At 69.0% G+C, this 11,816-nt stretch carries 14 protein-coding genes and 1 pseudogene; 7 read left to right on the top strand and 8 right to left on the bottom strand.

Annotated elements, in window-relative coordinates; genetic code table 11:
- On the top strand, window positions 1–1,173 hold the full coding sequence (locus ACYQ2W_RS09745) for a sensor histidine kinase (RefSeq protein WP_459865732.1): 1,173 nt from the start codon (window positions 1–3) through the stop codon (window positions 1,171–1,173).
- Between the two features lie 347 nt (window positions 1,174–1,520).
- On the opposite strand, the gene ACYQ2W_RS09750 is transcribed toward ACYQ2W_RS09745, so the two are convergent.
- Window positions 1,521–1,904, bottom strand: a complete 384-nt coding sequence (locus ACYQ2W_RS09750; RefSeq protein WP_459865734.1) for a response regulator — start codon at window positions 1,902–1,904, stop codon at window positions 1,521–1,523.
- A gap of 473 nt (window positions 1,905–2,377) precedes the next feature.
- On the opposite strand from ACYQ2W_RS09750, the gene ilvB reads away from it, so the two are divergent.
- Both ilvB and ilvN read left to right on the top strand, forming a co-directional pair.
- Window positions 2,378–4,048, top strand: a complete 1,671-nt coding sequence (ilvB, locus tag ACYQ2W_RS09755) for an acetolactate synthase large subunit (protein WP_459865736.1) — start codon at window positions 2,378–2,380, stop codon at window positions 4,046–4,048.
- Complete coding sequence (gene ilvN / locus ACYQ2W_RS09760; protein WP_459865738.1) at window positions 4,045–4,344, top strand: acetolactate synthase small subunit; 300 nt, start codon at window positions 4,045–4,047, stop codon at window positions 4,342–4,344. Before ilvB ends, ilvN begins: the two co-directional genes overlap by 4 nt.
- 13 nt (window positions 4,345–4,357) lie before the next feature.
- Here the strand turns inward: ilvN and ACYQ2W_RS09765 are convergent, their stop codons facing one another.
- The 4 genes and pseudogenes from ACYQ2W_RS09765 to ACYQ2W_RS09780 form a co-directional block, all read right to left on the bottom strand.
- A complete protein-coding gene (locus ACYQ2W_RS09765; RefSeq protein ID WP_459865758.1) occupies window positions 4,358–4,555 on the bottom strand; it encodes a hypothetical protein in 198 nt (65 codons plus the stop codon).
- 89 nt (window positions 4,556–4,644) lie between these two features.
- A pseudogene (locus tag ACYQ2W_RS09770) lies at window positions 4,645–4,968 on the bottom strand (extracellular solute-binding protein); the annotation flags it as partial.
- A complete protein-coding gene (locus tag ACYQ2W_RS09775; protein WP_459865740.1) occupies window positions 4,965–5,186 on the bottom strand; it encodes a hypothetical protein in 222 nt (73 codons plus the stop codon). The gene ACYQ2W_RS09775 and the pseudogene ACYQ2W_RS09770, both read right to left, overlap by 4 nt.
- Before the next feature lie 41 nt (window positions 5,187–5,227).
- Window positions 5,228–5,659 carry a TonB-dependent receptor domain-containing protein gene (locus ACYQ2W_RS09780; RefSeq protein ID WP_459865742.1) on the bottom strand — a complete coding sequence of 144 codons (432 nt, stop codon included), beginning with the start codon at window positions 5,657–5,659 and terminating at the stop codon, window positions 5,228–5,230.
- A gap of 188 nt (window positions 5,660–5,847) precedes the next feature.
- On the opposite strand from ACYQ2W_RS09780, the gene ACYQ2W_RS09785 reads away from it, so the two are divergent.
- Window positions 5,848–6,480 carry a hypothetical protein gene (locus tag ACYQ2W_RS09785; protein WP_459865744.1) on the top strand — a complete coding sequence of 211 codons (633 nt, stop codon included), beginning with the start codon at window positions 5,848–5,850 and terminating at the stop codon, window positions 6,478–6,480.
- 262 nt (window positions 6,481–6,742) lie between these two features.
- On the opposite strand, the gene ACYQ2W_RS09790 is transcribed toward ACYQ2W_RS09785, so the two are convergent.
- Window positions 6,743–7,171 (bottom strand): TOBE domain-containing protein, encoded by a 429-nt coding sequence (locus tag ACYQ2W_RS09790; protein WP_459865746.1) that lies wholly within the window; start codon window positions 7,169–7,171, stop codon window positions 6,743–6,745.
- A 189-nt stretch (window positions 7,172–7,360) separates the two neighbouring features.
- Between ACYQ2W_RS09790 and ACYQ2W_RS09795 the strand changes: the two genes are divergently transcribed.
- Window positions 7,361–8,188 (top strand): TOBE domain-containing protein, encoded by an 828-nt coding sequence (locus tag ACYQ2W_RS09795; protein WP_459865748.1) that lies wholly within the window; start codon window positions 7,361–7,363, stop codon window positions 8,186–8,188.
- Between the two features lie 37 nt (window positions 8,189–8,225).
- On the top strand, window positions 8,226–9,071 hold the full coding sequence (gene modD, locus ACYQ2W_RS09800; RefSeq protein ID WP_459865750.1) for a ModD protein: 846 nt from the start codon (window positions 8,226–8,228) through the stop codon (window positions 9,069–9,071).
- Here modD and ACYQ2W_RS09805 read toward each other — a convergent pair.
- Window positions 9,068–9,493, bottom strand: coding sequence for a TOBE domain-containing protein (locus ACYQ2W_RS09805; RefSeq protein WP_459865756.1), 426 nt, complete (start codon window positions 9,491–9,493; stop codon window positions 9,068–9,070). The genes modD and ACYQ2W_RS09805 overlap by 4 nt on opposite strands.
- 14 nt (window positions 9,494–9,507) lie before the next feature.
- The gene (locus tag ACYQ2W_RS09810) at window positions 9,508–10,332 is read right to left on the bottom strand and encodes a TOBE domain-containing protein (RefSeq protein WP_459865752.1); all 825 of its coding nucleotides are present in this window, start codon (window positions 10,330–10,332) and stop codon (window positions 9,508–9,510) included.
- A 263-nt stretch (window positions 10,333–10,595) separates the two neighbouring features.
- Between ACYQ2W_RS09810 and ACYQ2W_RS09815 the strand changes: the two genes are divergently transcribed.
- The gene (locus ACYQ2W_RS09815) at window positions 10,596–11,717 is read left to right on the top strand and encodes a 6-phosphofructokinase (protein WP_459865754.1); all 1,122 of its coding nucleotides are present in this window, start codon (window positions 10,596–10,598) and stop codon (window positions 11,715–11,717) included.
- Window positions 11,718–11,816: the final 99 nt, after the last annotated feature.

Consider the following 11,816-nt stretch of genomic DNA (forward strand, 5'->3'; position numbering starts at 1 on the left):
GTGAGCACCTTCGATATCCTCATCGTCGACGACAATCCGAACAACCTGTTCACCCTGCACACCCTGCTCGGGCGCCTGGGCGAGTGCCGGGTGTTCGAGGCCGACTCGGGCGAGGCGGCGCTGGCCGCCACCGTCGAACACACCGTCCACCTGATCCTGCTCGACGTGCAGATGCCCGGCATGGACGGTTTCGAGACCGCCCGCATGCTGAAGATGACCGGACGCACCCGCGACATCCCGATCGTCTTCGTCACCGCGGTCTTCAAGGCCGACGAATTCGTCCAGCAGGGCTACGAACTGGGTGCGGTGGACTACCTGACCAAACCGATCGACGACAATCTGCTGCTCAACCGGGTCCATCTCTACCGCCGGCTGTGGGAGCGCGAGCAGCGGCTGCGCGAGACCCTGGAGGAGCTGCGCCACAAGGAGGCCATGCTCATCCACCAGTCGCGCATGGCCGCCATCGGCGAGATGATCGGCGCCATCGCCCACCAGTGGCGCCAACCGCTGAACACCCTCTCGATCGCCCTGCAGGAGCTGCAGGACGCCCATGAATTCGGCGAACTGGACCGTACCCACCTGGACGAGACGGTGGCCGAAGGCATGAAGCAGATCGACCACATGTCGCGGACCATCGACGACTTCCGCAACTTCTTCAAGCCGGACAAGGCAAAGGAGCCGTTCAACCCGCGCGAGGTGGTGGAGGAGGCGCTCAAGCTGGTGATGGCCCAGCTCGACTGGCACCGCATCGAGAGCGAGCTGGCGTGCGACTGCGTCGGCGGCGAAGCGCGCCTGTGCGGCCACCGCTACGTCGGCTACCCCGGCGAACTGAAACAGGTGCTGCTCAACATCATCGGCAACGCCAAGGACGCCATCATCCAGCGTGAGGACCGCGAAGCGGGTTTTCCCGGCAGGATCCGCATCGGCCTTGCCCTCTCAGGGGAGCAGGACGGGGCGTGCCGCATCACCGTGGAGGACAACGGCGGCGGCATCCCCACCGAGCACCTCAACCGCATCTTCGAGCCCTACTTCACCACCAAGGAGGAGGGCAAGGGGACCGGCATCGGCCTCTATATGGCCAAGGTGATCGTGGAGGAGCACATGCATGGCCGGATCACCGCCGAGAACACCGACGATGGCGCGCGCTTCACCGTCCAGTTCGGCGCCGGCTGAACCGCCGGACCCTGTCGCGCTACCGACCTAGGAGCCTGTCGGGCTTAGGGGGATCGAGCTGCGGGAGTGGGAGAGCGGCCCAAATTTTTCGAAAATTCGAGGAGAATAGCGAGCTATTTAACGAGGATTTTCGGAAAAGTGGGGCCGCTCTCCCGCTTTCGCAGCCGATTCATCCTAAGTCCGACAGGCTCCTAGGCTGAGTTCGACTTTTCCGGGTCAAAGGTGAAAGGACCTTGGTTCGATGCCATCCGATTCTTCGACATCGCGCCAATCGGGAGACGCGAAGCCGGAGTGGCACCGCGCCTCTATCCTTTGACCTTTGACCTTTCGCCTTTGACCTGAAAGAACTACGCCCGCGTCGCCAGGACCTCGGCGATCTTCTCCAGCAGGGTACGGATATTGAGCGGCTTGTAGACATAACCGTCGGCCAGATCGGTGTGGTGCCCCGAATCGGAAAAGGCGGTGACCACGATGATCGGGATGTCGAGCTGCGGCCGGCGGCGGGCCTCGGCGATCATCTCCAGCCCGTCCATTACCGGCATCTGCAGATCGGTGACGATCACCTGGGGCCGCTCGCGCTCCGCCACCTCCAGCCCCTCCCGCCCGTTGCGGGCGTAGTGGACCTCCTTCACCCGACGACGCAGCGGCCGCTCCAGCAGACGCCACATATCCTCATCGTCGTCCACGTAGAGCAGGCTCAGATCGCCAAAGCTGGGTGATGGTTCGGTCACGACGGGTCTCGAAACGTCCATGGAGCCTCCAGTATACGCGAGCTTCCAGGCAAAGATGGGCCGACGCGGGGTGGCGGTGGCCGACTGCGTTGCCCGCGCTCTAGCCTCCCGGGCTGCCTCCCACAAACAACCTATTGACAGCCGGCGCGAACGGCCCTTATGTTGTCACTTGTGGGAGCGGCCCTCGGGGCCGTTCCCACAGGAGAGCGAGCTGCCGCTCTTCAGTGCTCTATAGCCGACTCGGACAGCCGCGAACCCCATCCCCCAGGTGTGACATGAACCTTTCCGCCATCCTCCCGCCCGCCGTCGTCGTACACCCCGTCGTCATCGTAGGCGTACGCGCCTGCGCACCGTAGCGGGTAGGAGCCGAGCGAATCCGAAACCCCCGTCCGGTGCGAACCGGCGGGGGTTTTCTCTTTTCCACGTCCCCGCCGTTTCCACCGGACGATCACCCCAACCAGGAGATCGATCCGATGATCCAACGAACCGGCGCCGAACTGACCATCGACCTGCTCTCGCGCCAGGGCATCACCCAGCTCGCCGGCATCCCCGGCGGCGCCAACCTGCCGCTCTACGACGCGCTGAGCCGCGGTCCGATCCGCCACGTCCTCGCCCGTCACGAACAGGGCGCGGGCTTCATCGCCCAGGGCATGGCCCGCGCCAGCGGCCGGCCGGCGGTCTGCTTCGCCACCTCCGGGCCGGGGGCGACCAACCTGCTCACCGCGCTGGCCGACGCCTACCTCGATTCGATCCCGCTGGTCTGCATCACCGGTCAGGTGCCGCAGGCGCTGATCGGCACCGACGCCTTCCAGGAGGTCGACATCTACGGCATGAGCCTGCCGGTGACCAAGCACAACTTCCTGGTGCGCGACGCCGCGGAGCTGCTGAAGGTGATCCCGGAGGCATTCCGCATCGCCGCCTCGGGCCGCCCCGGGCCGGTGCTGGTGGACATCCCGAAGGACGTGCAGCAGGCGACGATCGAGTTTGCCGAATGGCCCGAGCCGGGCGGCGCGGAGGCGCCACGGGCGGCACCGCTGGAGGCGGTCGAGCGGGCGGCCGCGGCGATCCAGGCGGCACGCCGGCCGATCCTCTACCTCGGCGGCGGGGTGATCCACGCCGGCGCGAGCGCGCTCGCCCGGCAGCTCGCCGAGCGCGCCGACCTGCCGACGGTGACCACCCTGATGGCCCTCGGCGCCCTGCCCACCGACCACCCGCTGGCCCTCGGCATGCTCGGCATGCACGGCGAGGCGGCCACCAACCACACGCTGCAACGGAGCGACCTGCTGATCGCGGTGGGCGCCCGCTTCGACGACCGCGCCACCGGCCGGCTGGCGGCGTTCTGCCCCGCGGCGCAGGTGATCCACCTGGATATCGACGCCAGCGAGATCCACAAGCTGCGCCGCGCCGAGATCCCGCTGCGCGGCGACGTCGCGCGGAGCCTGGAACGGCTATTGGAACGTCTTGAGCCGGCCAGGCGCGGGGCGTGGCACGAGGAAATCGCCGCGCTCCGGCACGCCCACCCCGCTCCTGCGGTGGGCGACGACCTGCGCCGTCCTCACGACCTGATCCGCACGGTGGGCCGCCTGCTCGGCCCCGAGGCGCTGGTCGCCACCGACGTCGGCCAGCACCAGATGTGGACCGCCCAGGCCTATCCCTTCCGCCGGCCGCGCCAATGGCTCACCTCCGGGGGCCTCGGCACCATGGGCTTCGGCCTGCCGGCGGCGATCGGCGCAGCGCTGGCCGAACCGCAGCGGCCGGTGGTCTGCTTCAGCGGCGACGGCAGCCTGCTGATGAACCTGCAGGAGCTGGCCACCGCCCGCGAACAGGGGCTCAACCTCAAGCTGGTGCTGCTCAACAACGGCGCGCTGGGGCTGGTGCGCCAGCAGCAGGATCTGTTCTACGGCGGCAACCGCTTCGCCTCCGACCTCAGCGCGAGCCCCGACTTCTGCGCCATCGCCCGCGGCTTCGGTTGGGCGACCCTCGACCTGGCGGAGGCGGACTACGACCCGCGCGAGCTGGCCGAGGCGCTGGCCGCACCGGGGCCGACGCTGATCCACGTCCCCGTCGACGGCGAGGCGCGGGTCTACCCGATGGTGCCGCCGGGCGGCGCCAACCACCAGATGCTGACCGGAGCCGAACGATGAGCGCGCACGACACCACCGATCCGCAGCCGGCGATCCTGGAGCTGACCGTCAACAACCACCCCGGCGTGATGTCCCACGTCTGCGGCCTCTTCTCGCGCCGCGCCTTCAACGTCGACGGCATCCTCTGCCTGCCACTGCCCGACCCCGCGCGCAGCCGGGTCTGGCTGAGGGTGCCGGCAGGGGAGCGGCTGGAGCAGATCGAGAGCCAATTGCTCAAGCTACACGACGTGAATACGCTACGCCGCCATCCGCCGGACCACGCGGTGTTCGACCATCTGGAGGCGTTTTTCAGGTAACCGACCGACGCCGTCACAGCGAGCGGAGAAAGGCGAGCAGCGCCTGCCGGTCGCCGGTGGCCATCGACCGCACCGCCTCGCGGGGGACGGCGGCCTCGCCCTCGCCGGCCACCCCGGGCACGCCCTGCTCGTTGAGCTGGTTGCCGTAGGCGGGGTGGGGCCGCGGGCCGCCGTGGGGCCCCGGGCCCGGCACGCTGAGCCGCACCAGCATCGAGCGCAGCGCCTCGCCCGGCCCGTCCGGGGCGTGGCCGCGGCCGTTGCCGGGGTGGCAACCGGCAGCTTGCGGATCGCCGGATGGAAGAGCAGCCGCTGCCCCTCGGCCGAGAGCAGGAAGGCGACGAACGCCGCGGCCGCCGGGCGCCGCGGGGTGGCCGCGGTGATAGCGACGTGGGCGGGGTTGAAGGCGGTGCGGCGGGGGTAGATGAAGCGGCCGGCGGCGCCGCTGGCGACGGCGGAGGCGGCGAAGAAGTCCATGGTCAGCCCCACCGCCGCCCGCCCCTCGCTCACCTCGTCGGTGACGAACTGGCCGCGGCTGGCGATCAGCCGGCTGTTGGCGGCCACCCGCCGCCAGGTGGCCCAGCCGGCCTGCCACCCCGCATGCTGGAGCAACTGGTCGATCATCATCGGCGCGTAGCCCACCTGCGACGGCACCGGTCGTGGGGCATCCGCCAGAGGATCTGCAGGCGGATCTCCGGGTGGCGCCGTTCGAAGGCCTCCTCGAAGCGGGAAACCACCGCCTCGGGGTAGCTGGTCATCACGGTAAGCCGCTCGGCGGCGGGCGTGCCGGCGGCGCCGGCGAGGGCGAGCAGTGCCGCCGCCAGTATTGAGGTCAGGCGTTTCATGTCGGTCCCCCCGTTCAGAAGCGGTAGCTGAGATTGGCGTATCAGGTGCGGCCCGGCTCCGGGTAGCCCTCCTGGTAGGCGTAATCGACGTCGCCCGGGTTCTCGACCCCGAGCCGCGCGGTGAGGCCGCGCTGGAATGCGTAATCCGCGCGCAGCCCGACCAGGGTGAAGGCGTCCGCCCGGCGGCGTCCGTCGGGATAGACGGAGGGGGTGAGGTCCACCTGCTGGATCAGGTCCTTGATGTCGCTGTAGAAGAGCGCCGCGTCGAGGCGGGCGCTGCGGCCGAAGCGGTGGGTCCAGCCCCCTTCCAGCGTGGTGGCGCGCTCCGCCTCCAGGTCGGGGTTGGGGATCGCCGAACCGAGGCGGTAGGAGTAGCGATCCTTGATGCTCGGGAAACGGGTCTTGCGCGAGAGGGTGAGGCGCGCGTCGTCGTCGGGCCCCATCTCGGTGAAGTAGCCGAACGGAAGCAGCAAAGGAAAGCGGCAGCCAGAGGGGATATTTGTAGGAAAACAGACAGGCATTGACGCCCCTCCCTCGCGCCCTCCGTTCTTGAACAACCGATCAACCTTGACTATGCCTGGGGGGACATAACCGGACGCCCCGCATGGAGATGGAACAGATCGGAGCCGGGGCGCCCTTGTCCAACAAGGAGGAGTTCATCATGTCGATCGAAACCCAGATCAACCTGCAGCAGGACGGCACCCTGGAGATCGCCGCCAATCCACTTGAACAGAGCGCGGAGCGAGGCAGCGTCAGCGGGTACTGGCGAGGGGACGGCAACTTCCACAGCACGAAGGTCGAACCCCACTTCTACCTCACCGGAGCATCCACGGTGACCGTCACCACCTCCACCACCGGCAAGGTCGACGTCACCCTCAACCTCTACAACGACAGCACCGGCCACGGCGGCCCGAGCCTGCCCCAGAGTGGCGGCAGCACCCACCTGGGGCCCGGCCAGTGGCGCCTCTATTTCACCGGTTCCATCTCCACCTACCCAAAGCCGGCGGGGATCGACGTGCGGGTGAGCTTCTCTGGACGAGAGGACGAGCGAGGAGCCGAGGAGCCTGCCGAGGAGCCTGCCGAGGAGCCTGCCGAGGAGGCGGTCATCGAGGAGGAGCGCGGCCCGCGCTTCACCGCCCGGGCCGTCGGCAGCAGCCGTCCGCAAGCGATCCGCATCGCCCACCGGCGCGCCGACCAGCACGCCGCCGGGCGCCCCTACCGGGTGGTGGAGGAACGGGTCCGCGCCCAAGCCAACCAGTGGGTCTGCATCCTGACCTGTGAGCTGATCCCGTAGGCGTAACGCACCGGCATGCAAAAGGGCGGAGAGATCCGCCCTTTTTCGGTTCAATGGTCGTGAATCGGCCACCACGCTCGAACGCCCCCCCACCGACAGGGGACAACGGCGGCCACATCAGAAGAGGTGTAATTTTCCGCGCTTCGTTGTATCGTTTATTATATAGCGAAGCCTGGAAACCCAATGGCGCGAACCCGCAAGACACCCCGGGAGACAACAACCCGCCCCTCGGACCGGGAGGTCCGGGAGGACGGAAGAGGGCTCAGGCCGGCACGCCGAGCATCACTTGGCTCGCCTTGAACAGCGCGGTGACCGCCACCCCGTCGGCGAGGCCCAGCTCGACCGCCGCTTCGTTGGTCACCACCGCGCCGACCACCGCACCGCCGGGCAGGGTGACCGAGACCCGGGTATTGATCGCGCCGGGAACCACATTGGAGACCTTGCCGGTGAGTTCGTTGCGCGCGGTGAAGCGGTACTCCGGGGTGCCGGTGGCGAGGAACACCGAGGGGGCCTTGACCAGCGCCACCACCGCCTTGCCGGGGGCGAGGCCGAGACGCTGAACGCTCTGGTCGGTGACCGTGGCCACCACCTTGTCACCGCCCTCGGTGGTCAGCTCCACCTCGGCGCTGATCGGCCCCTCCTTGAGGGCGGTAATGGTCCCTTTGAACTGATTGCGTGCACTGATTTTCATGATCGTTCTCCTGTATAGGGGATGGACGTGTGTCTTCGGCGCGGCGCGAGGCTCGCCTTCCGGCCGAGCGGCCTCCGACCCGGTGATTGTTCTCCACCACGCTATATACACAACACCACAACGACCGATATGAACGGCCCCCGCACGCCCAATACGAACCGGCCCGAACCGACCGAAAGGAGCTGTCCGATGCCCGCCTTCCCCACCATCCACGGCCGTCTCACCCTCGACACCGCGGTGGGCAACTTCCTCGGCGACACCCGCATCCGTCTGCTTGAGGCGATCGACAAGCACGGCTCGATCGCCCGCGCGGCGAAGGCGGTCCCCCTCTCCTACAAGGCGGCGTGGGACGCGGTGGACACCATGAACAGCCTCTCGCCCCACCCGTTGGTGTTGCGCACCACCGGCGGCCGGCACGGCGGCGGCACCGAGCTGACCCCCTACTGCCGTCGGCTGATCGCCTTCTACCGCGCCCTGGAGCAGGAGTATCAGGGGGCCGTCGAGCGTGCCTCCGAGCTGCTCAATGCCGGCCATGAGGGGAACACCGACGTCACCGGCTTCCGCCGCATGCTGGCGCGGCTGACCACCCGATCCAGTGCGCGCAACCAGTTCGCCGGGCCGGTGGAATCGATCCGCCGCGACGCGGTGAACTGCGAGGTGCGCATCCGTCTGGAGGAGGCGCTGGTGATCACCGCGCTGATCACCACCGAGTCGGCCGAGCACCTCGGCCTGCGGGTCGGGCGGGAAGTCCACGCCTTCGTCAAGTCCTCCTCGGTGGTGCTGTTGTCCGGCGAGCAGGGCTGCCGTCTGTCGACCCGCAACGGCTTCGACGGGGCGGTGGTGCGCGTCCACCGCGGACCGGTCAACGCCGAGGTGGCCGTCGCGCTGCCCGGTGAGCGGCATGTGCTGACCGCGCTGCTGGATCTGGAGAGTCTGCACCGGATGGAAATCGCGGAGGGGGCTCCGGTGCAGGCGGTATTCAAGGCTTCCAGTGTGATCCTCACCGCGGCCCCATGACGGAAACCCTTCACCCATTGCCATCGGAGAATCCCGGATGCCCCCTACCGAAAGCGCCCTGAGCGACCGCGAACTGGAGCGCCTGCTGCACGAAGACGCCCCCTACGGCGACCTGACCACCAGCGCCCTGACGATCGGTGAACGCCTGGGGCGCATCACCTTCCACGTCCGCGACCCGATGGTGATCTGCGGCGTCGAGGAGGCGACCCGCCTGTTCACCCTGGCCGGCGCCGTCGCCGAGCGGCACGCGAGCAGCGGCGAGCGAGCCGCGTCCGGCACACCGCTGCTCAGCGCCCGCGGCCCCGCGTCGGGGCTGTTCCGGGTCTGGAAGGTGGCGCAGGCACTGATCGAGTCCGCCTCCGGGGTGGCCAGCGCGGCGCGGGAGATCGTCGAACGGGCGGAGGGCAAGGTGGTGGCCTGTACCCGCAAGCACTTCCCCGGGATCAAACCGATGATGGTGAAGGCGGTGCGGGCCGGCGGTGCGACGATGCACCGCCTGGGACTCTCCGAGAGCGTGATGGTCACCGCTGAACACCGCGCCTTTCTCGACGCCGGCGAATTGAGCGGCTACACCGCGACGCTACGCCACGCCCAACCGGAGAAACGGTGCCTGGTCGAGGTGGATACCGCCGAGGCGGCGCTGGCGCTGATCGGTGAGGGCTGCGAGGCGATCCAACTGGAAAAGTTGCGGCCCGAGCAGGTGGCCGTGGTGGTAGCGGCCGCGCGCGCCCGAGCGCAGGCCACGGTGGTCGCCGCGGCGGGCGGAATCCACGCCGGCAACGCCGCCGACTACGCCGCCGCGGGTGCCGACGTGCTGGTCACCTCCGCCCCCTACTTCGCCAAGCCGCGGGACGTCCAGGTGCGTTTCGAGCGGCTCGGCTAACCCGAGACGGCGAGGATCACACTGGAGGCCTTGACCAGCGCGCAGACCCGCACGCCCGGCGCCAGACCGAGGTTGCGGATGCTCTCGTTGGTGACGATCGCCACCACCTCGTCGCCGCCCGGCAGAGCGATCGCCACCTCGCCGTTGACCGCCCCCTCGCGGGCCGCGGTGATCTCGCCGCAGAGGCGGTTGCGCGCCGAGGTGGCGGCCTCGCCGCCCACCTGGAGGGTGATCGCCGAGACCTTCACCAGGGCGGTGACCGCGTCCCCCACGGTCAGTTGCAGGCGGTCGACGCTACCGTTGGTGATGGTGGAGACGATCTCGCCGCCGGCATCGAGCACCAGCCGCACCTCGGCATTGACCGCCCCCTTGAACACCGCCGCGACGCGGCCGGGAAATTGGTTGCGCGCGCTGTTTTGCATCACCCGATGACTCCTCACTCGGTGGTCGCCAGGATGATCTCGGTGGCCTTCACCAGCACCCCGGCCGGCGCCCCCTCCCGGAGGCCGAGGGCGCGGATGCTCTCGTTGGTGATCCCGGCGGTGATCACCTTGCCGCCGTCGAGGCGGATCCGCACCACGCCGTTGACCGCCCCCTCGCGGCACTCCTCGACCACCCCTTGGAGGCGGTTGCGGGCGCTGTAGCGAACCCCCGTCTCCTCTTCGCCGGTGACCAGCACCGAGGACTCCTTGATCATCGCGTAGGCCTCGTCCCCCTCCTTCAGCCCGAGGCATTCGACACTCTCGTTGCTGACGATGGCGGTGAGCCGGTCGCCGCCGGCCAGGTCGATCTCCACCTCGGCGTTGACCGCCCCGGTGACCAGCCGGGTGACCCGCCCGCGGTACTGGTTGCGCGCGGTGGTCTTCAGCGAGAAGCGGCGGAGCATCGAATGGAAGTCGTCGAACTCCTGCACCCCGGCCGCCAGACTGTGGAGGAACTGGCGGTACTCCGCCTCGATCCGCCGGTAGAGCTCGACGGTGCGGTGGCCATGCTCGGTGAGGAGGGTGCCGCCGCCGTGGCGGCCGCCGGTGGTACGCGTCACCAGCGGCACCTCGGAGAGGTTGTTCATGGCGTCCACCGCGTCCCACGCCGCCTTGTAGCTCATGTTGATGGCGCGCGCCGCCGCCGAGATCGAACCGTGGACGGCGATCGCCTCCAGCAGCTCGATGCGCCCGCGGCCGAGGAAGGCGCGCCCGCCCTTGTCGAGCCAGAAGCCGCCGTCGATCTCTTTGGTCGGTGAGGAGTTCGCCTTGCGCGCCATGAAAATCACCCTGCAGATTGTGGTAGCGCCCGGTAGCGTACAACGGGCGTGCATTCAGCGCCTGCGGAAACGGTACTTGAGCACCATGACGGTCAGCACCAACACCAGGGTGATGCCGTGGGCGGGCGATCGACGGCGCAAGTCTATCCAGACGCCTCTGCGGCGGCTACCGCGACGACCGGCTACCGTCGCCCCTGTCCCCAATCGCGCCGGCAATCCGGGTTACACTCCCCCTCCCGACCCGTAACCCGGAGCCTGCGTCCATGTCCCAGAAGATCGGTATCCTCACCTCCGGCGGCGACAGCCCCGGCCTCAACGCGGCGATCCGCGGCGTCGGGAAGAGCGCGCGCGGCGCCTACGGGATGGAGGTGATCGGCTTCCGCGACGGCTTCCGCGGGCTGGTCGAGGACCGCACCGTGACCCTCGGCGGCGGCGCGCTCTCCGGCATCCTCACCCTCGGCGGGACGATCCTCGGCACCAGCCGCGACAAGCCGCACAAGATGCCGGTGGGGGGCGAGGTGCGCGACATGACCGACGCCATCGTCGAGACCTACCGACGCCATCAGCTCGACGCACTGGTCTGCCTCGGCGGCGGCGGCACCCAGAAGAACGCCCTGCAGCTCCACCAGAAGGGACTGCGCGTGCTCACCCTGCCGAAGACCATCGACAACGACGTGGCGATGACCGACACCACCTTCGGCTTCGATACCGCGCTGGGCATCGCCACCGACGCCATCGACCGGCTGCACAGCACCGCCCACAGCCACCACCGGATCATCGTCGTCGAGGTGATGGGCCACCGCGCCGGCTGGCTCACCCTGGGGGCGGGGATCGCCGGCGGCGCCGACGTGATCCTGATCCCCGAGATCCCCTACTCGGTGCAGACCGTGGCCGACGCGATCCAGGAGCGGGTACGCAGCGGCAAGCCGTTCAGCATCGTGGCGGTGGCCGAGGGCGCCGTCACCCGCGACGAACACACCGCCATGGCCGCCGCGCTGCAGCGCCGGGAGACCGCATCGAGCAAGGAGGAGCGGAAGAAGGCGAAGGCGTGGATCCAGCGGCTGGAGGAGGAGAGCACCGACCACACCCTGCGTCTCGCCCATCAACTGGAGAGTCTCACCGACCTGGAGGCGCGGGTCACCATCCTCGGCCACCTGCAGCGCGGCGGCACCCCGTCGGCCGCCGACCGGCTGCTCTCCACCCGCCTCGGCACCGCCTGCGCGGACCTCATCGAACAGGGGGTCGGCGGGGTGATGGTGGCCGCCCGCGGCGAGGGGGTGGAGGCGGTGCCATTGGAGGAGGTGGCCGGCCAGAAGAAGCTGGTCCCCGCCGACCACCCGTGGATCGACAGCGCCCGCCGGGTCGGCACCAGCTTCGGCGACTAGGAGGCTGTCGGACTATGGGGGATCGAGTCGCGGGAGGGCAGGAGGGCGGCCCCAATTTTTCGAAAATTCGAGGAGAATAGTGAGCTATTTGACGAGGAT

It is taken from the genome of Endothiovibrio diazotrophicus, assembly GCF_054657215.1.